The sequence below is a fragment of the Chitiniphilus shinanonensis DSM 23277 genome (assembly GCF_000374805.1).
Taxonomy (GTDB): domain Bacteria; phylum Pseudomonadota; class Gammaproteobacteria; order Burkholderiales; family Chitinibacteraceae; genus Chitiniphilus; species Chitiniphilus shinanonensis.
The window spans coordinates 121,533-147,411 of the sequence record NZ_KB895344.1 but is presented as its reverse complement, the minus strand read 5'-3'; the positions used below and the strand labels follow the sequence as shown (position 1 = coordinate 147,411).

General features: G+C 64.2%; 22 protein-coding genes. 2 read left to right on the top strand and 20 right to left on the bottom strand.

Translation table 11 applies throughout. The features are described from left to right. Window positions 1-16 precede the first annotated feature (16 nt). The 9 genes from C556_RS0111830 to C556_RS0111790 form a co-directional block, all read right to left on the bottom strand. A complete protein-coding gene (locus C556_RS0111830; RefSeq protein WP_018748470.1) occupies window positions 17-838 on the bottom strand; it encodes an ABC transporter permease in 822 nt (273 codons plus the stop codon). A 907-nt stretch (window positions 839-1,745) separates the two neighbouring features. Beyond that, window positions 1,746-2,594, bottom strand: coding sequence for an ABC transporter permease (locus C556_RS0111825; RefSeq protein WP_018748469.1), 849 nt, complete (start codon window positions 2,592-2,594; stop codon window positions 1,746-1,748). A gap of 18 nt (window positions 2,595-2,612) precedes the next feature. Continuing rightward, window positions 2,613-3,710 (bottom strand): ABC transporter substrate-binding protein, encoded by a 1,098-nt coding sequence (locus tag C556_RS20210; RefSeq protein WP_018748468.1) that lies wholly within the window; start codon window positions 3,708-3,710, stop codon window positions 2,613-2,615. Window positions 3,711-3,734: 24 nt separating this feature from the next. Beyond that, complete coding sequence (locus tag C556_RS0111815; RefSeq protein ID WP_018748467.1) at window positions 3,735-4,844, bottom strand: ABC transporter substrate-binding protein; 1,110 nt, start codon at window positions 4,842-4,844, stop codon at window positions 3,735-3,737. A gap of 10 nt (window positions 4,845-4,854) precedes the next feature. Continuing rightward, window positions 4,855-5,634, bottom strand: coding sequence for an ABC transporter permease (locus C556_RS0111810; RefSeq protein ID WP_018748466.1), 780 nt, complete (start codon window positions 5,632-5,634; stop codon window positions 4,855-4,857). 10 nt (window positions 5,635-5,644) lie between these two features. Further along, window positions 5,645-6,484: an ABC transporter permease gene (locus C556_RS0111805; protein WP_026263032.1), complete on the bottom strand. Its 840-nt coding sequence runs from the start codon at window positions 6,482-6,484 to the stop codon at window positions 5,645-5,647. Window positions 6,485-6,488: 4 nt separating this feature from the next. Then, window positions 6,489-7,697, bottom strand: a complete 1,209-nt coding sequence (locus C556_RS0111800; RefSeq protein WP_018748464.1) for an MFS transporter — start codon at window positions 7,695-7,697, stop codon at window positions 6,489-6,491. 10 nt (window positions 7,698-7,707) lie between these two features. After that, the gene (locus C556_RS0111795; protein WP_026263031.1) at window positions 7,708-8,775 is read right to left on the bottom strand and encodes an ABC transporter substrate-binding protein; all 1,068 of its coding nucleotides are present in this window, start codon (window positions 8,773-8,775) and stop codon (window positions 7,708-7,710) included. A gap of 690 nt (window positions 8,776-9,465) precedes the next feature. Beyond that, a complete protein-coding gene (locus tag C556_RS0111790) occupies window positions 9,466-10,899 on the bottom strand; it encodes a hypothetical protein (RefSeq protein WP_018748462.1) in 1,434 nt (477 codons plus the stop codon). Between the two features lie 518 nt (window positions 10,900-11,417). Between C556_RS0111790 and C556_RS0111785 the strand changes: the two genes are divergently transcribed. Further along, window positions 11,418-12,395 carry a D-2-hydroxyacid dehydrogenase gene (locus tag C556_RS0111785; RefSeq protein WP_018748461.1) on the top strand — a complete coding sequence of 326 codons (978 nt, stop codon included), beginning with the start codon at window positions 11,418-11,420 and terminating at the stop codon, window positions 12,393-12,395. A gap of 105 nt (window positions 12,396-12,500) precedes the next feature. Next, a complete protein-coding gene (locus C556_RS23000) occupies window positions 12,501-12,875 on the top strand; it encodes a hypothetical protein (RefSeq protein ID WP_157236125.1) in 375 nt (124 codons plus the stop codon). Window positions 12,876-13,068: 193 nt separating this feature from the next. Here the strand turns inward: C556_RS23000 and C556_RS0111780 are convergent, their stop codons facing one another. From C556_RS0111780 to C556_RS0111735, 11 genes are all read right to left on the bottom strand, one after another. After that, window positions 13,069-13,341 carry a hypothetical protein gene (locus C556_RS0111780; RefSeq protein WP_018748460.1) on the bottom strand — a complete coding sequence of 91 codons (273 nt, stop codon included), beginning with the start codon at window positions 13,339-13,341 and terminating at the stop codon, window positions 13,069-13,071. 128 nt (window positions 13,342-13,469) lie between these two features. Beyond that, entirely contained in the window at window positions 13,470-13,817 is a 348-nt protein-coding gene (locus C556_RS0111775) for a hypothetical protein (protein ID WP_018748459.1), read from the bottom strand. A 143-nt stretch (window positions 13,818-13,960) separates the two neighbouring features. Continuing rightward, window positions 13,961-14,851, bottom strand: coding sequence for a hypothetical protein (locus C556_RS0111770; protein ID WP_157236123.1), 891 nt, complete (start codon window positions 14,849-14,851; stop codon window positions 13,961-13,963). Between the two features lie 30 nt (window positions 14,852-14,881). Beyond that, entirely contained in the window at window positions 14,882-15,202 is a 321-nt protein-coding gene (locus C556_RS0111765; protein ID WP_018748457.1) for an immunity 53 family protein, read from the bottom strand. A gap of 108 nt (window positions 15,203-15,310) precedes the next feature. Further along, window positions 15,311-15,556, bottom strand: a complete 246-nt coding sequence (locus tag C556_RS22995) for a hypothetical protein (RefSeq protein WP_157236121.1) — start codon at window positions 15,554-15,556, stop codon at window positions 15,311-15,313. A gap of 453 nt (window positions 15,557-16,009) precedes the next feature. Further along, window positions 16,010-16,399 carry a hypothetical protein gene (locus C556_RS22985; RefSeq protein WP_157236117.1) on the bottom strand — a complete coding sequence of 130 codons (390 nt, stop codon included), beginning with the start codon at window positions 16,397-16,399 and terminating at the stop codon, window positions 16,010-16,012. Then, window positions 16,396-21,378 carry an RHS repeat domain-containing protein gene (locus C556_RS0111755; protein WP_020608485.1) on the bottom strand — a complete coding sequence of 1,661 codons (4,983 nt, stop codon included), beginning with the start codon at window positions 21,376-21,378 and terminating at the stop codon, window positions 16,396-16,398. The genes C556_RS22985 and C556_RS0111755 overlap by 4 nt, the downstream gene beginning before the upstream one ends. Before the next feature lie 337 nt (window positions 21,379-21,715). Then, window positions 21,716-22,729, bottom strand: a complete 1,014-nt coding sequence (locus tag C556_RS20205; RefSeq protein WP_018748455.1) for a peptide ABC transporter ATP-binding protein — start codon at window positions 22,727-22,729, stop codon at window positions 21,716-21,718. Beyond that, on the bottom strand, window positions 22,726-23,703 hold the full coding sequence (locus C556_RS0111745) for an ABC transporter ATP-binding protein (RefSeq protein WP_018748454.1): 978 nt from the start codon (window positions 23,701-23,703) through the stop codon (window positions 22,726-22,728). The genes C556_RS20205 and C556_RS0111745 overlap by 4 nt, the downstream gene beginning before the upstream one ends. 221 nt (window positions 23,704-23,924) lie before the next feature. After that, window positions 23,925-24,830 carry an ABC transporter permease subunit gene (locus C556_RS0111740; RefSeq protein WP_018748453.1) on the bottom strand — a complete coding sequence of 302 codons (906 nt, stop codon included), beginning with the start codon at window positions 24,828-24,830 and terminating at the stop codon, window positions 23,925-23,927. Window positions 24,831-24,834: 4 nt separating this feature from the next. Beyond that, on the bottom strand, window positions 24,835-25,845 hold the full coding sequence (locus tag C556_RS0111735; protein ID WP_018748452.1) for an ABC transporter permease subunit: 1,011 nt from the start codon (window positions 25,843-25,845) through the stop codon (window positions 24,835-24,837). Between the last annotated feature and the right edge of the window lie 34 nt (window positions 25,846-25,879).

Genomic DNA, 25,879 nt, shown 5'->3' with positions numbered 1-25,879 from the left:
AGAGAGAGAAACAAATTCAAAACTGAGCAGTGGAATGGCCGCGCCACGCCAGCAGCCGGCGCTCCAGCTGACTGGCGCTCCAGTTGAGGACGAACCCCACCGCGCCGACCACCAGCACGCCGAGCAGCACCTGGTCCATCCAGAAATGCTCGCGGCCATCGACCAGCAGGTTGCCGATGCCCGAGCCCGAGGTAAGCAGGTATTCCGCGCCCAGCGTGGCCAGCCAGGCGTAGATCAGCGCCAGGTACACCCCGGTGAAGATCGACGGCAACGCCGCCGGCCACACCACCCGCGCGAACACCTGCCACGGGTTGAAGGCGAACACCCGCGCCACTTCCAGATGCGCGCGCGGCACGCTGCGGATGCCCTCGAAGGTGTTGAGCACCACCGGGAAGAACGCGGCCAGCGACAGGAAGGCGATCTTGGCCAGGTCGCCCAGGCCGAACCACAGCGAGATCAGCGGAATCCAGGCGAACAGCGACACCTGCTTCAGCGTGTGGAAAGTGGGCCCGATCAGGTTTTCCAGCAGCCGCGACACCCCCAGCGCCGTCCCGACCGCCAGCCCCACCGCCGTGCCGATGACAAAGCCGAGCACCATGCGATAGAGACTGGCGCCCAGCGCATGCGCCAGCTCCCCGCTACCGGCCATGCGCACTCCGGTGTCGATCACCTTGGACAGCGGCACGAACAGTTGCGAGCTGGTCCAGCCGAAGCGGAACGTCGCCCACCACAGCGTGAGCAGCAGCACGGGGATCACCCAGCCGCGCAGGGGTTTGGGGACGGCGGCGGGGTGCAGCCAGTGGGGCCAGCGGCCAGCGGTTTGTTGGCGGGAGGTCATGGATTGCTCCTTGTACTTGGTGCGGGGGATGCCATGGTGGCTACCGGGCGCGCGGGTAAACCCGTTCCCAACACTTCATGCGCTTGTGGCGCGGGTTGCTTGATGCTTTGTGCGGTGAGGCGGGCGGTTTCAACGTCAACATCAACGTCAACGCCTGAAACGCTGACTGCCTGGACTTGTGTGTCGCGGCAGGCCAAGGAATCGGTCATTTCGGAGTCATGACCAAATAAACACACTTCAACGGCAACCCCTGAAACGCCGAGCGCCTGCGGCGCGGGTTGCTTGATGCCCTTCGCGACCGGGCGGGCCGGTTCATTTCTTTTGCGCGGCCAAAAGAAACGAACCAAAGAAAAGGCCGCCCCGCATACGCGCCCCTGCGGGGTTCCCTCGCGCCGGACAATCGGGTCGGCGGCTGCGAAACTCGGTCGCTGCGCGCCCTCAGACAGTCCTCGCCGAAACCCCGCCCCGCTTGTCCTCTGCTCGGCGCTGCTGAGGGGCCCCGGGCAGACCATCCACTCCCCCAGCCCCTCCCCTTGAAGGCGAGGGGTGACGTGTGCGACGGCCACCAAGTAAGCGCGCGCCTTTTGCTGGCCCAAAAGTACAAGCCGGCGTTTGTTTTTTCCCCACTTTCCGTTGCACCCAACGGGGGTTCCTCCCGTTACGTGGCGCCGAGGAGGGAGCGAGACCTTAGGCTCGCGACCGACGTAGGGCACCCCGGAGGGGCGCAGACGCGGGGCTCCTTTTCTTTGGTTCGTTTCTTTTGGAGAAGCAAAAGAAATGAACCGGCCCGCCCGGTCGCGAAGGGCATCAATCAACCGCGCCGCAGGCGCTAGGCGGTTAAAAGCTTTTGAAGTTGCAGTTGCAGTCGCAACCCCCGCAACACCACCCACCATCGCAGACAAACCCATCAAAACCCCTCCACCCGCCACCGCAACAACCGCTTCTCGATCACCGCCAACACCCGATCCAACGCCCAGCCGATGGCGCCCACCACCACCACCGCCGCCAGCACCACATCCAGCTGATACAACTGCCGGCCATACACGATCAGGAACCCCAGGCCCTCGCTCGACGCCAGCAGCTCCACCCCCACCAGCGCCAGCCACGCGTGCGTCAGGCCGTAACGCACGCCGTTCCAGATCGGCGGGAAGGCCGATGGCAGCACCACGTGGCGCAGCAGCTGCCAGCGGCTGAAGCGGTACACCTTGGCCAGTTCGATCTGCGTCGTCGGCACGTTTTGCAGGCCCTTGTAGGTGTTGAGCGCGATCGGTACCAGCGACGCCTTGGCGATCAGGATGATCTTCAGCGCCTCGTCGATGCCCACCAGCATCATCAGCAACGGCAGCCAGCCCAGCGCCGGCACCTGGGCGAAGGTCTTGAAGGTGGGGTAGAGGTAATCCTTGGTCAGCGGCGACAGGCCCATCGCCACGCCCAGCACGAAGCCGAGGGTGGCGCCGGCGGAAAAGCCCCACAGCACGCGCCACAGGCTGATCGCGGTGTTGTCCTGCAGTTCGCCGCTGCGCCACATGTCGGCGAAGGTGCCGGCGACGGTGGCGGGCGACGGCAGGATCTGCGACGGCACCCACTCGTAGGTGGCGGCCAGCTGCCACAGCAGCAGCACCGCCAGCGGGAACGGCCAGGCCAGCAGTGCGCGGCCGAGCGCGGGCCACAGCCGGCGGCGCGGCCGTGCGGCCGGGGTGGCGGGCGGCGCCGGCAGCACGGGGTCGAGGGCGAGCGCGGAAGGATAGGCGGACATGGATCGGGCTCCGTCGGATCAGGATCTGGCCTGGCTGGCCTTGGCCGCGGGCGCCGCCTTGGCGACGTTGCTGCCGGCCGCGTTCACCGGCTGCCAGTAGCCGGTGAGGCCCTCGGCCTTGAGCGCGGCGTCGAGGAAGCTGCGGTCGAACCAGCCGGGCACGGCCACCGGGCGGCGCACCAGCTTGAGCGCCAGCAGGCCGTCGGCCACGTCGCGGTAGCGGGCGACGGCGAAGTCGTCGAGCAGCGGGCTGTACTGGCTGCGCAGCGGTTCGCCGGACAAGTCCTCGCGGATCACCGATTCGGGCACGCCCATCTGCGCCCACAGCCGGTAGGTCTCGGCCTCGTTGGCCGGGTCGGATACCCAGCGCGAGGCGCGCACCAGCGCGCGCACCACGCGGGTGGTGGCGTCCGGGTAGCGGGTGGCGAAGTCGTCGGCCACCAGCAGCGCGTTCTGCCGGGTGTAGCGCGGGGCGGTGCCGCGCGTGGTGTAGACGATGCGCGCCAGCCCTTTGTCACGCAGCTTGAGCACGCGCTGGTCGGTGAAGCCGGCGTCGATGTTGCGGGTGATGAGGGCGTTGTCGATGCCGGCCAGGTCCAGGTTCACCACCCGCAGGTCGCGCTCGCTCAACTGGTGGTCGGCCAGCACGCGGTCGCTGGGCAGTTGCAGGTTGGTGCCGAGGAAGATCCCCACCTTGCGGCCCTTCAGGTCCGCCACCGATTTGATCGGCGAATCCGGCGGCACCGCCAGGTAGAGGTTGGTGCGCACGCCCTGCATGGCCAGGATGCGGGTCTTGAGCCCGACCGAGCGCGCCACCACCGACGGCAGGTCGCCCTGCAGGGCGAAATCGAGCTGCTTGTTGGTCAGCGCCTCGTTCACCGCCGGGCCGGCGCCCTTGAAGAAGAACCACTCGACCTTGATGCCGTCGCGCTTGAATTCCTGCTCCAGCCAGCCCTTGCTGTAGGCGATGCCGAACGGCCCGGCGGTGAAGATCGGCGGGCTGCCGACGGTGGGCGAGGCCACGCCGATGCGGATGGTCTGCGGGGCGGGCGCGGCCGTGGCGGCGGCCAGCCACAGGGCGGCGACGGCGGCGGACAACAGTCTGGACAGGGTCATGGGGGTATCTCCGTTCCGTGGGAATCAGCGGGCGCTGGCGCTGCGTGTGGTGAGTGGCCGCCCCTGGGCGTCGAGCGGGGTCCAGTAGTGCTCCAGCTTCAGTTCCTTGAGCGCGGCATCGACGAAGCGGCGGTCGATCCACGCCGCCACGTCCACCTTGCCGCGCGCCAGGCGGAACTGCTGGGCGCCGGTCACCGCGTCCTGGTAGCGGCCGATCAGGAACGGATCGAACAGCGGCGAGACGCGCGCCTTCACCGACTGGTCGCGGTAATCGGTCTCGAAGCTCGACAGCGGATAGCCCATCAGGCTCCACACCTTGAACACCTCGGCGCGGTGGGCGTCGTCCGAGGCCCAGTAGGCGGCGCGCACCACGCCGCGCACCACGCGGCGCACGGTGTCGGGATGGCGCGCGGCGAAGTCGTCGCTGGCCAGCAACCCGCTCTGGCGGGTGAGCACCGCCGGGCCGCCCTGGGTGCTGTAGGCGATGCGCGCCACGCCCTGCTCCACCAGCTTGAGCGACTCCACGCCGAGGAAGGCGGCGTCGATGTCGCGGGTGGTGAGCGCGGCCTGGGCCGAGGCGTTGTCGAAATTGATGGCGCGCAGGTCGCGCTCCGACAGCCCGTGCGCGGCCAGGATGCGATTCACCGGCAGGTGGGCGTTGGTGCCGCGGAAGATCGACACCCGCTTGCCCTTGAGATCGGCGATACCACGGATCGGCGAATCGGGCGGCACCAGCAGGTAGACGTTGCTGCGGATCGCCACCGGCAGCACCAGTCGGGTCTTGAGCCCGGCGGCGCGCGCCATGATGGCCGGCAGGTCGCCCTGGAACACCAGGTCGAGCTGCTTGTTGGTCAGCGCCTCGTTCACCGCCGGGCCGGCGCCCTTGAAGAAGAACCACTGCGCCCGGGTGCCGCTGCCCTTCAGTTCCTCGTCGATCCAGCCCTTGTAGCGGGCCAGGCCGAGCGAGCCGGTGGTGTAGAGCGGCGGGTTGCCCACCGCCGGCGAGGCGACGCCGATACGCACCACCTTGGGGGCGGCCGGCTGAGGTGGGGCCGGCTGAGGCGGAGGCGCTTCGGCGGCGATCGCGGCGCCCGCCAGCACGGCGAGCCACAGGTATATGAGACGACGGATCATGGGAAGGTCCTTATCGAGGATCGCCGCGCCAGCGCAGCAGGCGGCGCTCCAGGCGGTGGAACACACGGTTGAGCGCGACGCCGACGCCGCCGATGGCCAGCATGCCGAAGATCACCAGCGCCACATTGAAGGCGGCGCGGCCGCGGATCACCGTGTCGCCCAGGCCGATGTCGCCGTAGGCGGGCAGCAGGAATTCGGCGCCGATGGTGGCCAGCCAGGCGTAGACCAGCCCCAGGTTGAGGCCGGTGAGGATCTGCGGCGCGGCGGCCGGCAGGATCAGGCGGGTGAGGCGCTGGCGGGCGGTGAAGCCGTGCACCCGCGCCACTTCGAACTGGGCGCGGGTCACGCCGCGCACGCCCTCGAAGGTGGCCAGCGCCACCGGGTAGAAGGCCGAGACGGCGATGAACACCACGCGCGAGCCGTCGTTGTAGCCCAGCCAGATCGACAGCAGCGGAATCCACGCGAACAGCGAAATCTGCTTGAGGGTGTGGAAAGTGGGCCCGAGCAGGCGCTCGGCCCAGCGCGACACGCCGAGCAGCACGCCCAGGCCGATGCCGGCCAGCGCGCCGAGCGCGAAGCCGCCCAGGTCGCGCGCCAGGCTGGCCGCCAGTGCGCGGAACAGCTCGCCGCTGCCCAGGTAGTGCCACGCCACCGCCAGCACCTGTTCGGGCGGCGGGATCAGCGTCGGGTTGGTCCAGCCCAGGCGGCCGGCGGCGAACCAGGCCAGCAGCAGCAGCGCGGGCGGCACCAGGCCGCGATAGTCGCGGCGGGCGGAATGGGAAGTCGTCATCGCGGCCTCCTCAGAACGCGCCACGGCGCCACGACGCCAGGCGGGATTCGGCCCAGCGCAGCGCCAGATCCAGCGCCAGCCCCACCGCGCCGATGGTCAGCATGGCGACCACCACCAGATCCAGTTGCAGCAGCTGCCGCCCCCACACCATCAGGTAGCCGATGCCCTCGCTGGAGGCGAGCAGTTCGACGAACACCAGCGTCAGCCACGCCTGCATCACGCCCTGGCGCAAGCCGTTGAACAGGCTGGGCGCGGCGGCCGGCAGCACTACGCGCCACAACGTCTGCGGCACGGTGAAGCGGTAGACGCGGCCCACGTCCAGCAGCGGGCGCGGAATGCCGACGATGCCGCGATGGGTGTTGACGGTGACCGGCACCAGCACCGCCAGCGAGATCGCGGCCACCTTCAGCGCCTCGTCGATGCCGAGGAACACGATCAGCAGCGGCACCCAGCCCACCACCGGGAACTGCGCCACCAGCTCGAAGCTGGGCAGCAGATAGGCGCGGGCGGTGCGCGACAGACCCAGCGCGGCGCCCAGCACCAGCCCGGCGCCGCCGCCGAGCAGCACGCTCCAGCCGACGCGGGCGAGGCTGATCGCCAGGTGGTCGCGCAGTTCGCCGCTGTACCACAGCTCGCCCAGCGACTGCCAGACCAGCGCCGGCGGCGGCAGGATCTGCTCGGCCAGCCATTGGTGCCGCACCGCGTATTGCCACAGCGCGAACAGCGCCAGCGGCAGCAGCAGCCCGGCCGCCCAGTGCCCGGCGCGGCGCAACGGCGCCGCCAGCCGCGCCGGCCAGGACGGGGCGGCGGCCAATGGCAGGGGGCCAAGGGTGTTCGAAAGTGAGGTCATGCGGTTACTCCTGGAGAGCTTGTTCGAACTGCGGGCGCGCGGGGCCGCTACAGCGGCGCAGCCACGCCCGACAGCCGAAGGCGAGAAACAGCGGGGCGAACAGCACGAAGGTGAATTGCAGGCCGAACAGATGCCCGACCCAGCCGCCCGCCACGCTGCCGGCCAGCCCGCCGGCCGGGCCGACGAAGGCGTTGATGCCGGCGACGCGGCCGCGCCCCAGCCGGCTGCCGATGCGGGCGAAGCGCGACAGGTTGGCGGTCTGCACCATGCCCAGCCCCAGGCCCAGCGCCGCCGCGCCCGGCCACAGCCACGCCGCGCGTTCGGTCAGGCCCAGGCCCAGCAGCGCCAGCGTCACCAGCGCGAAGCCGGCCAGCAGGAAGCGCCGCTCGCCGATGCGTTGCAGCAGCACGCCCAGGGTGAACAGGGCCAGCACGAAGGCGGCGCCCTGCACCGTGAGCAGCGCGGCGGCGCCGGTCGAGGCGAAGCGGTAGTGCTGCAAGGCGATGATCACGATGAAGAAGCCGTAGTACTGGTTGACCGCCTGCCCGGCGAACTCCACCAGCCCGACGCGACGCAGCTCGCGGTCGCGCCACAGCAGGCCGAACTGCGCCCGCAGCTCGCGCCACGACAGCGTGCGCGCCGGGCCGGGGGCGTAGTGGCGCATCACCAGCGGCGCCAGTAGCGCGGTGCCGAAGAACGCCACGCCGATCAGGGTGTAGGTGCCGGCGTACTGCACCGCCGCGATCACCGCCACCGCCAGCGACGGCCCCAGCAGGAACATGCCGATCATGTGGGTGCCGCGGAACCAGCCGGCCTTGGCGACGCCGACCCGCTCCAGCTGCTGCATGAACACCGCGTTCAGCGAGACGAAGCGGCACGGCATGCACAGACTGATCGCCACCGCGGTGGCGGCGAGGAAGGCCGGCGCCGCCACCAGCGGCGTCGCCAGGTACAGCAGCCCGGCGGCGATGGAGCCGAATACGAACAGCCGCAGCGGTCCGAGCTGGTCGACCAGCACGCCGATCGGCATGCTCATCAGCAGGATGCCCACGCTCTGCGCGCCGGCGATCAGCGCCAGCTCCAGCTCGCTGGCCGCCAGGTCGAGCGCGTACAGCGAGGTGGCCACCTTGGCCACGCCCACCGACAGCCCGGCCACCGAGGACAGCAGCACGAAGGCCAGCAGGAAGCGATGTCGCTGATAGAAGGCGTTCACGGCGCGTCCGTCACTTCTTGATGTTGCCGTTGGCGTCGTACTGGTCCCAGTAGCCTTCCAGCTTCAGCTCCTTGAGCGCGGCGTTCAGGTACTTGGGTTCGATCCAGCCGTCCACCGACACCGGGCGGCGGATCAGGCGGAAGCGCTGCGCCTCGTCGATGGCCTTGTTCAGGCTGGCGACGTAGTACTCGTCGAGCAGCGGGTTGTTGCGCTCCTTGAGGGTGTAGCCGGACCAGCTCTTCACGAAATCGGCATACGGCGTGGCGCCGGCGGCGGCCCAGTACTTGAACACCTGGTCGCGGTTCTTCTCGTCCGACGCCCACTGGGTGGCGCGGGTGAGCGCGGTGACCACCTTCTGCGTCACCTGCGGGTATTTCTTTTCGAAATCCTCGGTCACCCAGAAGGTGCCGACGCTGGTGACCTTGGGATCGCGCTTGATCTCCAGCAACGGCTTGGCGATGCCGCGCGCCTGCAGGTCGAACGGCGTGGTGAGGTAGCCGTCGATGTCCTTGGTCGCCAGCGCCGCCTTGGCGGTGTCGTTGTTCATGCTGATGACCTTGAAGTCCTTCTCGTTCAGGTCGTATTTCTCCAGCACGCGGTTCAGGGTGAGCTGGTTGGCGGTGCCCTTGAACACCCCCAGCCGCTTGCCCTTGAGCTCGGCCAGCGTGGTGGCCTGCGAATCGGACGGCACCACCAGGTAGGTCGCGCCGAAGCGGCCCAGGCCGAAGATGATCTTGTGCTTGAGCCCGGTGGAACGGCCGACGATCAGCGGCAGATCGCCGTGGTAGGCGAAATCGACCAGCCCGCTGGCCAGCGCCTCGTTGGTGGCCGGGCCGGCGCCGGGCAGGAAGTTCCACACCACCTTGATGTTGTCGGCCTTCAGCTCCTTCTCGATCGCGCCCAACTGGTGGGCGATGGCCAGCGTGGTGCCGCTGCCCAACGGCCGCCCACCGGTGCCGGCGCCGGAGAAGGCGATGCGGATCACCGCCGGTTTGTCTTCGGCGTGCGCGGGCAGCACCAGGGAAAGCGTCAAAGCGACCAGCCCCAACAGGCGGCCAAAAAGAGTGGTTTTTGTCATCGTGTCTCTCGATGTAGGGGATAGCGAAAATCGGGTCACCGCCGCGGGCGTCGCCTGAGGCGATGCGGGGGCGGATGGAATCGGGTTCGGGGCGGCGCCAGTCGGCGACCGGTCAGGGCACAACACGGCGCTGTTGGCACGGCGAGCGATGAATACGCCCCTCGCCAAAACCCTTGGCCGATCCACCCCCGAGCACAGCGAGGCCCCCTCGCCGCGGCGAGGGCGGGGGGAGTGGAATGAATCAGGGTTCGGGTTTTGAGGGGCGGTACTCGCGAGCCACCCGCCATCGAGCGCCCGGCTCAACCCGGCTTCATTCACCCCCTCATCTCCAGCTGCCCCAGGCAAACCCACCCCCGAGCACAGCGAGGCCCCCTCGCGGCGGCGAGGGCGGGGGGAGTGGAGTGGATCAGGGTTCGGGTTTTGAGGGGCGGTACTCGCGAGCCACCCGCCGTCGAGCGCCCGGCTCAACCCGGCTTCAATCACCACCCCATTTCCAGCCGCCCCAGGCAAACCCACCCCCGAGCACAGCGAGGCCCCCTCGCGGCGGCGAGGGCGGGGGGAGTGGAATGAATCAGGGTTCGGGTTTTGAGGGGCGGTACTCGCGAGCCACCCGCCGTTGAGCGCCCGGCTCCGCCGGGTGCCCGATGCCATGAACCTTTCAATGAAAGTGACCAATCTCATCCCAGCCCCTCAAAACCCGAACTGGAACTGCGCGAGGTACTCATTCACGCTCTCCCGCGCCGCATCGTCGTAGGCGTAGTGGTTCACGTTGAGCTGGAACTTGGTGGTCTCGGCGAAGAACACGTTGAGGCCGCCGGTGCTGATGGTGGTGCGGTCGTTTGGCTTGCTGCGGTCGGGGTCGTATTGGTCCCAGCGCAGGAACGCCTGGTACGACTTGGGCCACCAGTCGTCGTACTTGGCCTGGCCGCGGAAGCTCTTCACCCACTGCTCGCCCCAGGTGTAGAACAGCGTCAGGTACTGGCCACGGCTGCGGGTGGTGCCGCCGATGGATTTGTCGGCCGCCAGGTACTCGTCGCGCCCCTCGGCGAATTCGTAGGTGACGCCGAACGGATCGTGGTTGTAGTAGACGTCGAAGCCGTAGCGGTCGCTGCGGCCGTGCGACACCACGCCGCTCTTGTCGGCCAGGTTCTTGGTGCCCTTGTACCAGGACGCGCCGATCTTCAACTCGCGCAGCAGGCTGTTGTAGTCCACCGGCAGCGTCACCGCGGCGCGCGCCAGCCAATCCTTCTCGCTGTTGTCGTCCGACTTGTTCGGCCCGTTGCCGTTGACCACGCCGATCGCGTATTCCAGCAGCGGCGCGCGGTAGTTGAAGCCGTAGTCCACGTAGGGGTCGTAATCGCCGCGCAGGATCAGGCCGATCTGGCGGTTGCCCACGCCCAACCCGGACAGGAACTGCGCGGAATTGATCACCGGCCGCAGTTCCTCGCCCACCTGCGCTTCCAGGCCGAACGGAATCTGCTGCTGACCCAGCGTGAGCGTCAGCTTGGGTTCCTCCAGCCCGGTGAGGGTGGGGAAGAAGCTGTAGCGCAGGTAGGCGTCGGTGACGTTGAAATTGCTGTTGCTGGTGGCCGGCGTGGTCTTGGCGTACTGGAACGCCAGCCGGTAATCCAGGTTGCGGCCCTCCGCGTAGTCGCGATACAGGCTGCCGCTGAAATTGAGCGTGGCGGTCGGGATGTCGAAGCTGGAATAGCGGTCGTCGGTGACCGCGCTGGAACCGGCGCTGGTCGGCGCATCCTGGTAGCTGGCGCGCGCCACGATCGTGCCGCCGATGGTGGTGCCACGGCTGGTCAGCGCGGTCTTGGTCTCGCGGTTGCGCTGCTGCTCGTACTTGTAGTTCTCCAGGTCGGCGCGCAGGCCGTCCAGGTCCTCCTTGGTGGCGACGGTGGTCGGATCGGCCCCGGTCTCGGCGGCGACGATGGCGCCCGGAGCCGGCGCGGCAGCGGTTTCGACGCGGCGCGCGTCGTCCAGCTGGCGTTGCAGCGCCTCCACCGTGCTGCGCAAGGCGTCGATCTGCTTCTGAAGTTCCTCGGTGCTGGGGGCCGCCTGCGCCGCGCTTGCAAGCGCGACCAGCCCGGCGCCCAGCCAATTGGCGGGGTGTGGCATTGGTGTATCTCCCTGGTTTGTTCTTGTCGACGCCGACCTGCTGTGGGTCGGGCATCGCATTGCCGAAGCGCGGCTAACAAAACCCTTCTGGCTGCGTTGTGCGGGGGCGCCGAGCCTCACTTGCCGTACGCCTTGTACTGTCTGCGTTTCGCACGCCTTGCCAGGACCGCTTCGCTGGGTTTTGTTAGCCGCGCCAGGGCGGACAGAATCCGGTAGTCATCGAGCAAGGCAGGAAGAAACGGTCGTTGCGCATGCAGGCTCCACGGGAATCGGTCGCGCCGCCCAAATCGGGACGTCGGCATCGGTGTGGAACCTTATAAGCAGAATGCGTGCCATGAGTTTTCGATAGAAAAATCGGCAATAAGCAGGGCCCAGACGCCGCTTTTGCAGCAGCGCGCGCCGCAATGTGCTGGCTGCGCAACAGCCCGCTCGCGGCGGAAGCGCCGGCTGGCGCGGCCAGGCGGCGTGGCATGTTTTCTGCTGCGGGGCCGGCAGACCGTCACCGTGGAGACCGCGCCATGACCACCCTCGCCACCCTGCCCCGCAAACTGGTGATCGGCCCGCAACTGGGCCAGGAAGCCATCGAGCGCATCCGCCTGCTGGCACCCGATACCCACGTGGTCCGCACCGACCGCCTGCGACCCGACCCGGCGCTGGCGGGCGCCGACGCGGTGTGGTTCGGCCAGGGAGAGGTCGATGGCGAGCAATTGCTGGAGATCGCGCCTGGCCTGCGCTGGTTGCAGACCTTCGGCGCCGGGGTGGAGCGCTGGCTCACCCCGCGCTTCGTCGAAAGCGACGTGGTGCTGACCAACGCCAGCGGCATTCATGGCATCCAGATCGCCGAACACGCGCTGGCGCTGATGCTGGCCTTCGCGCGCGGCCTGCCGCGGCTGGTGCAGGGCCAGCGCCACCACGCACTGCATCATCCGCGCCTGGAGCAATTCGAGCTGGCCGGCCAGACGCTGGTGATCGTCGGCTTCGGCCGCATCGGCCAGGCGCTGGCGCTACGCGCCGCCGCGCTGGGCCTGACGGTGATCGGGGTGAAGCGCCACAACGCGCCGCCGCCCGAGGGCGTGACCGCCATCGTCGGCAGCGAGGACGTCGACCGCGCGCTGGCGCTGGCCGATCACGTGGTCGCCGCGCTGCCGCTGACCGCCGACACCCGCCATTTCTTCGACGATCGCCGCTTCGCCCACTTCAAGCGCGGCGCGTACTTCTACAACGTGGGCCGCGGCGGCTCGGTGGATCACGCCGCCCTGCTCGGCGCCCTGACCCACGGCCGCCTGGCCGGCGCCGGCCTGGACGTGACCGACCCCGAACCACTGCCGCCCCATCACCCGCTGCGCCGCTCGGAGAAGGTGATCCTCACCGCCCACACCGCCGGCGCCTCCCCCCGCTACTTCGACCGCGCACTGGCGGTGGCGCTGGAAAACCTGAAACGGCTCAGGCACGGGCAGCCGTTGGTGAATGTGGTGGATAAGCGGGCGGGGTATTGAGGAAAACCGCTGCATCGCGAGTGACCCGCCAAACCACATCCGAAGGAAGGGGTCCGCGGGAGCCTTGGCAGTAGGGCATCCGCCGGCTGCCATGGCGGGCCTCGCATGGAAGCCATACGTGATGCGGCATCAACATCGGATCAGGTGATCATTATCCCCACGACAAGGCTCGCCAATGTGCATAAAAACAGTGTGCATCCTGTTATCGCCATCCGCCTTAACCAAAGCGGTGCTTCTATTTGCTCTCCCGCATCTCCCACGAACTTTGTTTTCCTCAAAATCCATGAAATTTTCACCAATTTCGGTGCCCGGCGAAACTGCTTGTATTTGCAGATAAAGTACAAAAGACACCCAACATATACGATGGTCACAACAAAACATGCAGCCATCAACGCGACAACGACGAATATCACTACTGCATCAAGATCCATAATTTTCTCAAATGCAAACAATGTAACCAGGATCACCAGCCATTCGTAGAAAACCTACCGGCAAGCCAACGCCAGAGCAGGCTTAGCGAAATGTTTGAAAAACAGCAGCGGCCACAGCCATTTTTCTGAGGATCATTCACGATTCTTTTTATCAACCCTTGCTGCCCCATCACTTTCATTCGGATGGGGCACAACGGGCTTTTCATTACGCGCTCAACATTGACTTCAACAACCCTTGCCACTCAGGGAAAGGAAATTTTCAAACCCATTACCAACAGAAAAGCGAAAACAGCAAATGCACAATAGAACATCCATCTCAACCAGAGCGGCGCATTGATTTCCTCACCTGCATCACCTTGCGCCGCCTTCCTCCCCAAAACCCATAGCACTTGATTCCACGGGGTGTAGTCTCTCAATGCTCTTATTTTAAAGCGGAAGTAGAAAACGCACGCTATATACAAAAAAGCCAAAACAAAACCCAACGGGAAAACCTTGGCATAGATTTCGGCCATCATCTTTGCACCCCCTGTTATATCTATTGAAAGAACCAACACGCATAGCGCATGGATAAACCAGCCAGCCTAAACAATTGTGGTCAGGCAATTTTCTAAGGGTCTGTAAAAGCGTATAAGTCCGGAACAAATCATTCGTCCAACGGGGGCTCGAAGAAAAACTCAAGCCCCAGGCCAACACCCAGTTCGGCACACTCTTTGATCAGCCCTTGAGAGAGTTCAAACGCATAATGCTGTTCCGCGCCCACCGTAATGTAATACTGGGCCTTCCCACCGGACGAAATAAACGAACTGAGGAAACCCTTCCTATCTCGGAGCCACCTATTTGCAGCCTCGATTTCGAGTGAAGCATCATCACTCGACAACGCCCCAAAATTGTAGAACCAGTACGTTTCCTTATAAAACCCTTCCAGCGCCTTTCCTTTCGGGGTGACACGAGGAGTTCCCACTTCATGATACCCGGTAGCTTCGACATTCATCCCGCCTCGAATGAAGTCCACACCGCAATTGGGGTGTCTGAGGTGCAAGGAAATGGAAGCACTGCCTTTCATAAACCAACCTTTCCCGAAAAATCCATTTCGATTTGATCTATTACGAAAAGCCAATTCACGGTGCGGCTTGATTACCAATCAGCAAAAATTGTTTCAACAGCATCTTTCGCAACACCCTCCAAGAAACCCTGAAGAAATTGGTATGAGATGATTTTGGCATCAAACACATTTTTCATTTGTCCGTGATTTTTGAACAAACCATATGATTTGTACATATACGGCCCAACCGCCTCAAAAGGGATCTGAATGCCCTTTTTAAATCTAGGCGGCACATCATGGATGACTAGCCCAGGCCTCTTCAGGAACAACCGTAGCGAAAGAGAATAAACACCATGGTTACCTATGCGCCCGATCCCAGATTCCACCAAATCGAACTCCCAAACCAACATCCAGCCATTAGAAACAGGCTTGGACCAAGTGTACTTTTCCTTGTTTCTCTTTGCTTCGGAAAATCCATAGCAACGCAATTTTTCATTTAGATGAAATATCACACCCTCTCGGGAAACATCCTGCTCTTCCCCCGGGAAGTTCTGCTGAGCTTCCTGACTCAAGAGCGCATGCCACTTTGTGTTTACTGCCTCTTGTATCGCATAGTAGCGAACCTGGTCTTCTTGCCTCTGCTTCCATTGCCTTACATGCCAAGGCAACGGAGAAAACCATGGTTGTGCCTCTCTACTCAAGAAAGCCGCCCTCATCTGCTCCAACTCTGGAAATTGTGGCATTTCCCTCCAATATCCATATGAAGAACTCAGGTCCGCAATTGAAGCAGCAGACAACAGCTTCATCAGCTTTTCGTAATTTTCAATTTCTCCCTCTTCAACAAACATCAAGTCTTCGTCGACAAAGACCTGCCATGCATGGTGGTTGGATTGCTGCATGGCCTCTTGAATCACGGCGTAAAAATCCGCCATTTCAATCAAATTACTGGCGAAAACGCTTATTCGCTCTTTATTTCCGTTCATATTTTCATCGTCACTCGAAAAATGGAAGGCTTATTTTTTGAGCAGCTCGTCAGAATAACCACCAGCAACGGCCTTAAATAGATTCAATATCTCTTTCAAATTTTCCATGCCACCGAACCCTCGAAATACGCCGTCCTTAATGGAACAACTGACCCAATCCGTGTCATCCCGCTCCACGACAAAATCGGGCATTGATACCCTTTCATATGGCGTACCCGCGAGTTCGATGGAAACCGACCATCCCGGGTTATCCAAGGTTTCGATCTTGATCCCGGAGCCGTGCTCCCATTTTCCATTGCAACATGTGGAAAACCAGGCCTCCATCCATGTCAGAAGTTCTTGCTCGATCATGCTCTCCTGCCCATGTCGATTTCCCCAGCAGAGCAATGCCCAGGCAGCAGCCCGGCTTGGAACCTGCCGCGATGCGCGGATAGTTGTGCTGCATACCCCAAAAAACACTCATCGATTCAAATTTTCAACCGCAGCCTCAAGCGCTTGCTTGAAATCGGCCAGCCTTACCCTTGCACCCAGCCCGCCCTCTTTACTCGCATCGGGAAAAGATACCGACACGGCATCTCGGCCTTCTTCTCTATCCAGCACCAAAACCAGACTGCCGTCGAAATGGAGTTCGGCCACCAAGTGTTCAAATGCAGGGTCGCTGAAAATATCCGTGCGCCAGCCGTTCTTGCGTTTCCCATCATCCATTCTTTTCTTCTCCCGCGCCGCCCGCCCAATCTATCTCTCCGGCAAATATCGCGTAGCACAATTTCCCGGTTGAAACCCTTCTGGAACATCCATAAATCCTGGGTATTGACGCATAGCCCGGCTGGGCGAGCAATCCAGTCGGGCGAAAAAAAGCGGCCCGCTTGGGCCACTCTGGAACGAATACGGTGCGGCGTTATGCCGCCCACACCGCCGGCGCCGCCCCGCTACCTCAACCATGCGCTGGCGGTGGCGATGGAGAACCTGAAGCAGCTGAGGCACGGGCAGTCGCTGGTGAATGTGGTGGATAAGCGGGCGGGGTATTGAGGGGGTTTATTTGCCAAATTTATTGAATATTTTCAAATTGAGGCACTTCAGCCAAAACCACCATCATTGTTAATGTTTTAAACAAACTTTGCACCAAATTCCGCCCCCTTATAACCCCCAACATTATGCTTATAGGTATTTTTTTAAGAACACCACAAAGCCCTCAAAATCAGACCAAATATAGTATTCCATCATTTTTGCAGAGAAAAAGAAAACCAACACTAGCCCAACCACATAAGCCAATTTTCGAAGACCAGAAAGCCTCCAAAACAAAATAAACGCCCCTCCCCAAAACAGGGAGGAAGCTAAAAAGGAAGTGGATATAGCTAAAAGCTTCCACTCTCGGTGCGGCAAAAAAAAGTAAAAGCATGCAGGAAACGACAAAAAATATGTGTCAATTTTTGCCGCCACCCAATTAAATCCAGAAAAAAAATAGAGGTAATACAACAGCCCATTTATGGCAAAAGCAATAGAAAATACTAATACACATTGGCCAGATGGATATCTCTGGTCAATCATTTGCGATTTTCTCCTTTTTTACCTTCCCCATCGCCGCTTTTTCCTTCATTTTTCTTTTCTGTATCAGTCTTTTTCCCCTCAGCCTTTTTTTGACTTGCTTTGTATTGTTCGTAAGTTACAACTTTCCCTTTTTGAATAGCAGTGTTGATTGCGTCTTCAACTATCTGGGCATCTTTGGGATCCTGCTTCGAAAAATCATTGATTATGACATCAATTTGTTCCTTCCCAAAAACCACAGGCACGCTAGATTTGCAATTTTCACAAACCCCGATTTCCTGGAGAAAATCACTTGTGTATTTATCATTTTCAAATGATTGCTTCACATGACTGGCCAAAGCATCAATGGCTTTGTTCAGCTTAGTATCTCCATCCCTCCCCATCTTTGAAGCTAAATTACGTATTTCATTCTTTGCTTTCCACTCTGCCAATTTTGCAACAAGAGTAGATGCTCGCCCGTCTGGGTCGATATATTTGAGAGGACTGTTATTGGCATACCCATACCGGCTAAAGCTGTGGAGCACAGTAAACGACTCTTCTGACTCCACATCCACCGGATCCATCGCCATGAACCGACCCAAGGTCGGGTCGTACCAGCGCGCCCCGTAGTAGCTCAGCCCGATCTTGTCCTCAAACGGCTTGCCGGTGAACCACTGGGTGTTCTTGTCGGTGGCGCCCACCATCTTTTCGCCATACGGCCGGTAGTGGGTGCGCCAGGCCAGCACGCCGTTCTGGTCGGTGCCCGCCATGGGGCTGCCGGCCGGGTCGCTGTGGTACCAGGTGGTGGTGGTGCCTTCGATGTCGGCCAGCTTGGTGCGGCCGTGGTAGAGGAAGTCCTTGGTCGCGCCGGTGGCGAGGTTGATCTCCTGATACAGCAGGCCGTCGGCGCCGGTGAACTCCAGCCGATTGACGCCGTTGCCCAAGCTCAGCACCCGGGTGCCGGCGCCGTCGTAGGTGTAGGCGATCTGGCTGGCGGTGTTGCGGTTGGCCCATTTGAGGTTGCCGGCGGCGTCGTACTGGTAACTCAGGCCGTCGCCGCGGCTGGTGACGTTGCCCCAGCCGTCGTAGCTCAGGCTGTAGTTCTTGCCGCCGCTGACGGTCTTGAGTTTCTGGGTGGCGTCGTAGCCGTAGTCGATACGCCAGTTGCCGAACTGCTGGGACGTTAGGTTGCCATTGCCATCGTAGCTGATGGCGCCATTGCCCCAGGTGGCGGCGTTGGCGACGGTGAGGCGGTCCAGGCCGTCGTAGCCGAAGCTGCGGTTGTAGCTGGCATCGACGCCATCGGTGATGGTCAGGACGTTGCCGCTGCCGTCGTAGGTCCACACGCTGTCGAGCACGGGCTGGCTGGCGGCTAAGGCTTGGTTGTAGGCGGCCTGTGCTTGGTTGTAGTTCACCAGGGCCTGGTTGTACTGCGCCAAGGCGCTCTGGTATTGCTGATAGGCCTGGTTGCGGGCGTTGTAGTCGTTCAGTTGCTGTTGATAGGCCTGGTATTGGGCTTGCCAGAGGGCATAGGCGTTGCGGTAGTTGACCCAGGCCGTGGCGCGGTAGCTCCAGTCGGCTTTGCAGGCTTCATGAGTCGGCGTCCAGGCTTTGAGGGCGTTCTGGTATTTGGTGTCGATGTCGCAACGGGTCAACGTGCAAACCGGCTTGGGGTTGATGACGAGGCAACCGCCGTTGCCGCTGAGGTATTCGCTGCCTTTGGCATTCCAGTTGGCGACGCAGGGGTTGTACTGGATTTGCTGCCATTGGTAGATATCCCGCTCGGCAGTCGGCTTGGGATAGGCGGCCCGACACGCCTGGTCGGCGGTGACACCACCGGGTTCCACCACGCTTGGCGCGTTGGGCTGGGCCGGCGGGTTGGGTGGGTTGCCCGGTGCGGCAACCGGAGCCGGCACGGTCGGCGCCACCGGCACCGGCGGCAGGGTGACGTTGTTGCGCACCTGATGGCTGGTCGGCCAGCCGCGTACGTTGTAGCCGGTGCGATCCTGGCGACCGTTGGCACCTTGCCAGTAGGTCAGTTGGCTGCGTTCGTTGTATTGCAGGGTGGGGACGATGTCACCCAGCCGGGTCGGCCGGCCGAAGGCGTCGGGGATCAGGTCGAAGCGGCGGTTGTCCGGGTAGACCAGCGCGCTCTTGGCGTCGTTGGCGTTGTATTCGTGGCGCAGGGTGAGGGTGCGACTGTACGCCACCAGGGTTTCGCTGGTGAGGTTGTCGTTGGCGTCGAAGCCCTGGCTGCGCTGGATACTGCCGGTGTTCAGCGCGGTGAGGTTGCCGTTGCCGTCGTAGCGACGGCAGGCAGCTTCGGTGCCGTCGTTGTACCAGCTGGTGCTCAGCCGGTTCTGCGCGTCGTAGCTGTAGCCGGCGGCCGGTTGGCTGCCGACCTGGCGGCTGACCAGGTTGCCGGCGGCGTCGCGACCGAACAGCGTGGTGCCGGTTTCGGGATCGCTGCGGCTGATCAGGTACTGTCGGCTGTCGTAGCCCCAGCTGCGGGTGACGCCGTTCTGGGTCACCTGGGTGACCTTGCCCAGCAGGTCGCGCTGGATGTCGGTGGTGGCGGCGGCGATCGGCGGCACCACCTTGCGCAGCGCCTTGTCGTCCGGGTTGCCGAACACCTGGTAGAAGCTGGAGGTCTGGTAGCCGCGTTCGTTCACTTCAGCGACGGCGCTGCCGCTGTAGCCGAAGCTGCGATAGGTACCATCGCTATGGGTCAGCTGGGTGACGCGGTTGAGCGCGTCGTAGTAGGTGCTGTCGCCGACGCTCTGGTTGGGATAGCTCTCGAAGGTCTGGCGGCCGAGGGCGTCGAACTGGCGGCTGATGGTGATGCCGTTCACGGTGCTTTGCAGCGGCCGGCCGAAGCCGTCCCAGCTGATGCTATCGCTGTAGTTGCCGCGGGTAAGAGTGCGGCCGCTGGCGCTCCAGGCGATGCTGGTGGGATTGCCCTGCGGCGGGGTGATCCGCGTCAGGCGGTTCATCGCGTCGTACTGGTAGCCGGTGGCGTAGCCACGGCCATCGGTCAGGCTGACCACGTTGCCATAGTCGTCGACGCTGCGCGCCAGGGTGATGGCGGGGCTGGCCGGGCAGGTGGCGGGTTCGCTGCCGGTGGCCACCGGGCGGACTTCGCCGCGCGGGATGCCGCGATAGTAGTCGCTGTAGCGGGTGACGAAGCCACGCGGGTCGGTGGCGGTGGCCAGTTGTCCGGCGCCGTCGTAGGTGTAGTTACGCGAGATGCCGTCGCGGGTTTCCTGCAACAGGTTGCCGTTGCCATCCAGCACCCGGCTCAGGCTGGACACCGGCGCCATGCCGGCGGCCGCCCGCACGGATTCGGCGGTGACCTTGTCGATGATCCAGCGGCTGGTGTCGGTCAGGTAGCTGCGTTCGGTGCGGCGGCTGTCGCCGTTGTCGCCGCTTTCGTCGGTGGCGATCACCCGGCCGTAGCTGTCGTATTCCTGCGTGGTAGTGAAGGTCTTGCCATCGCGGGTGATGGTCTGCCGGGTTTGCAGCGGCACCCGGCTGACCGTGCTGCGACAGTTGCTGTCGAGCATGGAAACGGCGTGGGCGATGGTCAGGTAGCCCCAGGTATAGCGGGTGGTCTGCAGGGTTTGGCCGCTGGCCGTGGCATCACTGCGCTCCAGCAACAACCCGCTCTTCCACAGGTCGTTCTGGCAGTCGGTCACGTCATAAGGCGAGACATAGGTGTAATAGGTGATGCCGCCCGGACCGCTGACCTGGCGACGACCCTGGATCACCGGGGCGATCTTGTCCCCCCGGATCGCTTCGACGTCGGTGGCCAGCACACTGTCGATGCCCCAGTCCGCGTAGTGGTTATATACCCAGACGCCGCCATCGCTGGTGGTCTTGCGCGCCACGGCCGGATGCGGCTGCTCCCGGATCGAGGCAGGTTTGTCGCAATTGGTCTGCGTGCACCCCTCAGGCAATGGCACCGGTGCGAGGTAACGCATGAACTCGAAGCTGGTACGCCCGCCGCTGGGCAGGGTGACGCCGGTGTATAGCGGGTACTGGTGCAGGTTGAGGCGCGAGTTGCTTTCATTGGTGGTCATGTAGGTTTCCCAGTCCCGATACGGCAGGAACCAGGACAGACCGTCCGGCTGCTGGATGCGCAGTTGGCTCGCGTCGGCGTAATCGAACAGCCATTGCCGCGTCCCGGCCACCACCGAGGCCACGCGCTGGGACTGTTCCGGGTAACGACTCTGCCAATTGATGGTGATGCTGCGGCCATCCGCCGCGCTCAGGCTGCGCAGCAGCAGGCCGTCGTAGCGGTAGGTGATGCGATTGCCGTTGACGTCGGTCGATGCCGCCGGCAAGTAGTAGTCGAACTCGCCCCCCAGGTTGCGGTAGCGCCCTTCGGTCGGCCGTTCCTGCGGCGCGTTGAATGGCTGGATACTGTTGGCCGACAGCAGGGTTTTTTTGACTTCCAACCGAGTCACCGACAACTGGTACACCGTGCCGGAGGGCGATTTGAGGGTCATGGCATCGCCGCGGCCGCCTTTTTCCAGCCACCAGTTGCTGGTGGTGCGGTATTGGCCAGCGGCGCTGTAACCCCAGGTCTTCAGGGCATTCGGATCGATGGGATAGAAGCGCTGGGTGGTGCCGTCGGGTAACTCCAGCATGGGGAAAACCGGCGTGGACGGTGTGCCCATGCCGTCCCGCACCCGGATGGCCCGGATCGGCTCGGTGAAGGGTTCGAGCGAGTTGTAGGTCCAGCGCAGGTTCAGCGCACCGCCGGGGCCAGGCAGGCTGAACAGCGGAATGTCGATGCGCAGCCCGCCGGTCAACGGGTCGACATGGTCCACCGCGCCGGGCTCTTCCCCGCGTCGTTGCGGGGCGTTGTCTTCGCTGAAGTAATCGATGGCGGTGACCGGCAGGTCGCCGCCGCTGGCGGGCAGCGGGGCTGCGTGGAGAAAGGCGGGCGCAAGCACAGCCGCGCACAGCGCGGTGCGCAGGAAAGTACGGATGGGGATCATGAGCGGGTTTTTGTTGTTGTGGGCGCTGGGGAAGCGCGATCAAGCGCAATATTTACATCGCCCGAAAAAAACATCAAACCCTGGCAACTCTTTGCTTACAAAGCGCAACTCTTTGTGGCGCAATCAACGTGCCAAGACCCATCAAGGTGGAAAACCGGAAACTCCAGGATCGAAGCCACTTACAGCCCGAGCATACCGATAACCGAGCCGCATACCCATGCTGCGGGACGCCAATTCTCCGCAAGCACTGCGCAAAAAAAAAACAAACAAGCCATGACGCAAATCAACCTTGATCCGGTCATGGCTTGTTCGGTGCACTCAGTGGAGCGGCGATCGACTACGCGACGGCCCCTTGCAACGGTACGTTCACTCCCTCCTCCGCCGCCACATCCTCCGCCCGATGGCACGCCACCAGTCGGCCCAGCACCGGGCGCAGTGGGGGAGTTTCGGCGCGGCAGCGCTCGATGGCGTAGGGGCAGCGGGTGTGGAAGGCGCAGCCGCCGGGGGGGTTGAGCGGTGATGGCAGTTCGCCTTGCAGCTTGATCTTGGCGCGGCGGTCCTCGGCGCGGATGGTGGGCGTGGCCGACAGCAGGGCGCGGGTGTAGGGGTGCAGCGGCAGGCTGTAGAGGGTCTGCCTGTCGCCGTATTCCACGGTGCTGCCGAAGTACATCACCATCACGTCGTCGGCCACGTGCTCGACCACGGCGAGATTGTGGCTGATGAAGACGTAGCTGGTGCCCAGCTGCTGTTGCAGATCCATGAACAGGTTGAGGATCTGCGCCTGGATCGAGACGTCCAGCGCCGAGGTGGGTTCGTCCGCCACCACGATGCGCGGTTGCAGGATCATGGCGCGGGCGATGGCGACGCGCTGGCGCTGGCCGCCGGAGAACATGTGCGGGTAGCGCCGCACGTGCTCGGGGCGCAGGCCGACGATTTCGATCATCTGGGCCACGCGCTCGCGGCGCTCGGCCTGGCTGAGGGCGGTGTTGAGCTTGAGCGGCTCTTCCAGCGTGGCGCCCACGGTCTTGCGGGGGTTGAGCGAGGCGTAGGGGTTCTGAAACACCATCTGCACCTGCGGACGCAGCGCCTTGAGGGCGGCGTGGTCGGCCACCGCGACGTCGACGCCGGCGATCTTCAGGTGGCCGCCGCTGGGCGTTTCCACCAGGGTGAGCTGGCGCGCCAGGGTGGATTTGCCGCAGCCGGATTCGCCGACCACGGCCAGGGTGCGGCCCGGCAGCAGCGAGAACGACACGCCGTTGAGCGCCTTGACGGTGGCGGTGCCGCGCATCAGGCCGCGACGCACGGTGTAGAAGCGCGACAGGTCTTCGGCGATCAGGATGGGTTCGCTCATGGCTGCGGCCTCCCTTGGTCGTCGAGCGGTTTGATGCAGCGCGCCTGGGCGTCGCCCACCAGCACCAGTTCGGGATGGGCGCGGCTACAGGCGTCCTCGGCGTAGGGGCAGCGCGGCACCAGCAGGCAGCCGCTGGGTCGGTCGTAGCGGCCGGGCACCACGCCGGGCAGGGTGTTGAGGCGGCTGGCGCCCTTGCTGTGTTCAGGGATCGACGCCAGCAGCGCCTGGGTGTACGGGTGGCGCGGGGTGGCGAACACCTGCGGCACCGGGGCGGTCTCGACGATCTCGCCGGCGTACATCACGGCCACGCGGTGCGCCACTTCGGCCACCACGGCGAGGTCGTGGGTGATCAGGATCAGCGCCATGTCGTGGCTGCGTTGCAGGCTGACCAGCAGTTCCATGATCTGCGCCTGCACCGTGACGTCGAGCGCGGTGGTGGGCTCGTCGGCGATCAGCAGCTTGGGGTTGCAGGCGATGGCCATGGCGATCATCACGCGCTGGCTCATGCCGCCGGAAAGCTGGTGCGGATAGGCGGCCAGACGCGATCTGGCGTCGGGGATCTCCACCTGTTCCAGCAATTCCAGCGCGCGGGCGCGGGCGGCGGCGCCCTTCAGGTTCTGGTGCTCGGCCAGCGTTTCCATCAGCTGCGCGCCCACGGTGTACGCGGGGTTCAGACTGGACTGCGCGTCCTGGAAGATCATCGAGATCTCGGCGCCGACGATGGCGCGCTTTTCGCGCGGCTTCATCGACAGCAGGTCGCGCCCGGCGAAGCTGAGATGGTCGGCGGTGACGCGCCCCGGGGCATCGATCAGGCCCATCGCGGCCAGCATGGTCACGCTCTTGCCGGAGCCCGATTCGCCGACGATGCCGACGATCTCGCCGGCGGCCACTTGCAGGTCCACCCCCGACACGGCGCGGAACGGATCGCGGCCGCTGCCGAAGGTGACGGACAGGTTCTTGATGTCCAGCAGCATGGAGGTTCCACCGGCAACGGCAATATCGGGAGCTTGAGGTGTGGGCATGGGTTCATCGCCTCCGGGCAAAGCGAGGCTCCCTCGCGGCGGCGAGGGCGGGGGGAGTGGAATCGGACAGGAAAGCGCCGCAGCCCGCACGCGGAGTACCTTGAGCACCCGGCTTTGCCGGGGGCTGGGCCTTGGCCCGCGCGACAGCCGCAAGCGGCACGATCCGGCAGGCGCTAGTCATGTTGTTTCAGCCGGGGGTCGAGCGCGTCGCGCAGGCCGTCGCCCATCAGGTTGAGCGCCAGCACGGTCAGCAGGATGGTCAGGCCGGGCATGGTCACCACCCACCAGGCGCGTTCGATGTAGTCGCGCGCGGCGGCCAGCATGGTGCCCCACTCGGGCAGCGGCGGCTGGGCGCCCAGGCCGAGGAAACCCAGCGCGGCGGCGTCGAGGATGGCGGAGGAGAACCCCAGCGTGGCCTGGACGATGATCGGCGCCATGCAGTTGGGCAGCACGGTGCTGAACATCAGCCGCAGCGTGCCGGCGCCGGCCAGGCGCGAGGCGACCACGTAGTCGCGGGTCAGCTCGGTCATGGCCGAGGCGCGGGTCAGCCGCACGTAGGACGGCAGCGCCACGATGGCGATGGCCAGCATGGTGTTGGCCAGGCCGGGGCCGAGCACGGCGACGATGGCCACCGCCAGCAGCAGCGACGGCAGCGCCATCATGATGTCCATCAGCCGCATGATCACGGTGCCCAGGCGGTCGGGATAGAACGCGGCCAGCAGGCCGAGCACCACGCCGGGAATCATCGAGCACAGCACCGACACCACGCCGATCCACAGCGAGATGCGCGCGCCGTGGATCAGGCGCGACAGGATGTCACGGCCCAACTCGTCGGTACCGAGGATGAAGCGCCAGCTGCCGTCGGTGGTCCAGGCGGGCGGCACCAGCAGCGCGTCGCGGTATTGCTCGATGGGGTTGTGCGGGGCGATCCACGGTGCGAACAGCGCGGCGACGAACAACAGCAACATGAAGCCGAGCGCGACGGTGGCGCCGCGGTTGCGCGAGAAGCCGTGCCAGAACTCTGCCAGCGGGGACGGGAAATCGGGCGCGGTCAGCGCGGGGGTAGTGGTTTCGCTCATGCGCCTATCTCGCATGCCGGATGCGGGGATTGATCACGCCGTACAGCAGATCGACCAACAGGTTGACCAGGATGATCATGCTGGCCACCAGCAGGATGCCGCCCTGCACCACCGGGTAGTCGCGGCGGCTGATGGCGTCGATCAGCCATTTGCCGATGCCGGGCCAGGAAAAGATGGTCTCGGTCAGCACCGCGCCGGCCAGCATGGTGCCCACTTGCAGGCCGATCACGGTGACTACCGGCATCAGCGCGTTGCGCAGCGCGTGTTTGAGGATGACGCGGGTACGCGACAGGCCCTTGGCGCGCGCGGTGCGGATATAGTCCTCGCGCAGCACTTCCAGCATCGCCGAGCGCGTCATGCGCGCGACCACCGCCAGCGGGATGGTGCCCAGCACGATGGCGGGCAGGATCAGGTGTTCCAGCGCCGAGGCGAAGGCGCCCGAATCGCCGGAGAGCAGCGTATCGACCAGCATCAGCCCGGTCACCGGCGGGATATCGAACTCGATGTCGAGGCGGCCCGACACCGGCGTCCAACCCAGGTGCACCGACACCACCATGATCAGGATCAGCCCCCACCAGAAGATCGGCATCGAGTAACCGGTGAGCGCGGCGCCCATCACGGTGTGATCGACGGCGGTGCCACGCTTGACCGCGGCCACGATGCCGGCAGCCAGGCCGAACACCACGGCGAACACCATGGCGGCGATCGACAGCTCCAGCGTGGCCGGGAACAGGGTGAGGAACTCGTCCATCACCGGGGTCTGGGTGATCAGCGAAGTGCCGAGGTCACCGTGCAGCAGCCGACCCAGGTAATTGACGTACTGCTGCCACAGCGGCAGGTCCAGGCCCATGCGGTGCATGGCCTCGCGGTAGTAGGCGGGATCGATGTTGCGCTCGCCCAGCATCACCAGCACCGGGTCGCCCGGAATCATGTGGATCAGCGCGAACGCCAGCACGGTGATCCCCAGGAAGGTGGGAATCACTACGCCGATGCGCTTGAGCAGGAATTGGATCATGGATGGCGTTTCTCGCGGCGGCGCCGGCCGGCTG

Coding starts and splice junctions, on each gene's coding strand:
- C556_RS0111805 (WP_026263032.1), bottom strand. CDS start 6,484: ATGACCTCACTTTCGAACACCCTTGGCCCCCTGCCATTGGCCGCCGCC.
- C556_RS20205 (WP_018748455.1), bottom strand. CDS start 22,729: ATGAGCGAACCCATCCTGATCGCCGAAGACCTGTCGCGCTTCTACACC.
- C556_RS0111785 (WP_018748461.1), top strand. CDS start 11,418: ATGACCACCCTCGCCACCCTGCCCCGCAAACTGGTGATCGGCCCGCAA.
- C556_RS0111770 (WP_157236123.1), bottom strand. CDS start 14,851: ATGAACGGAAATAAAGAGCGAATAAGCGTTTTCGCCAGTAATTTGATT.
- C556_RS0111775 (WP_018748459.1), bottom strand. CDS start 13,817: ATGAATGTCGAAGCTACCGGGTATCATGAAGTGGGAACTCCTCGTGTC.
- C556_RS0111830 (WP_018748470.1), bottom strand. CDS start 838: ATGACCTCCCGCCAACAAACCGCTGGCCGCTGGCCCCACTGGCTGCAC.
- C556_RS0111780 (WP_018748460.1), bottom strand. CDS start 13,341: ATGATGGCCGAAATCTATGCCAAGGTTTTCCCGTTGGGTTTTGTTTTG.
- C556_RS0111815 (WP_018748467.1), bottom strand. CDS start 4,844: ATGATCCGTCGTCTCATATACCTGTGGCTCGCCGTGCTGGCGGGCGCC.
- C556_RS0111745 (WP_018748454.1), bottom strand. CDS start 23,703: ATGCTGCTGGACATCAAGAACCTGTCCGTCACCTTCGGCAGCGGCCGC.
- C556_RS0111795 (WP_026263031.1), bottom strand. CDS start 8,775: ATGACAAAAACCACTCTTTTTGGCCGCCTGTTGGGGCTGGTCGCTTTG.
- C556_RS0111765 (WP_018748457.1), bottom strand. CDS start 15,202: ATGATCGAGCAAGAACTTCTGACATGGATGGAGGCCTGGTTTTCCACA.
- C556_RS23000 (WP_157236125.1), top strand. CDS start 12,501: ATGGAAGCCATACGTGATGCGGCATCAACATCGGATCAGGTGATCATT.
- C556_RS0111740 (WP_018748453.1), bottom strand. CDS start 24,830: ATGAGCGAAACCACTACCCCCGCGCTGACCGCGCCCGATTTCCCGTCC.
- C556_RS0111735 (WP_018748452.1), bottom strand. CDS start 25,845: ATGATCCAATTCCTGCTCAAGCGCATCGGCGTAGTGATTCCCACCTTC.
- C556_RS20210 (WP_018748468.1), bottom strand. CDS start 3,710: ATGACCCTGTCCAGACTGTTGTCCGCCGCCGTCGCCGCCCTGTGGCTG.
- C556_RS0111755 (WP_020608485.1), bottom strand. CDS start 21,378: ATGATCCCCATCCGTACTTTCCTGCGCACCGCGCTGTGCGCGGCTGTG.
- C556_RS0111790 (WP_018748462.1), bottom strand. CDS start 10,899: ATGCCACACCCCGCCAATTGGCTGGGCGCCGGGCTGGTCGCGCTTGCA.
- C556_RS22985 (WP_157236117.1), bottom strand. CDS start 16,399: ATGATTGACCAGAGATATCCATCTGGCCAATGTGTATTAGTATTTTCT.
- C556_RS22995 (WP_157236121.1), bottom strand. CDS start 15,556: ATGGATGATGGGAAACGCAAGAACGGCTGGCGCACGGATATTTTCAGC.
- C556_RS0111810 (WP_018748466.1), bottom strand. CDS start 5,634: ATGACGACTTCCCATTCCGCCCGCCGCGACTATCGCGGCCTGGTGCCG.
- C556_RS0111825 (WP_018748469.1), bottom strand. CDS start 2,594: ATGTCCGCCTATCCTTCCGCGCTCGCCCTCGACCCCGTGCTGCCGGCG.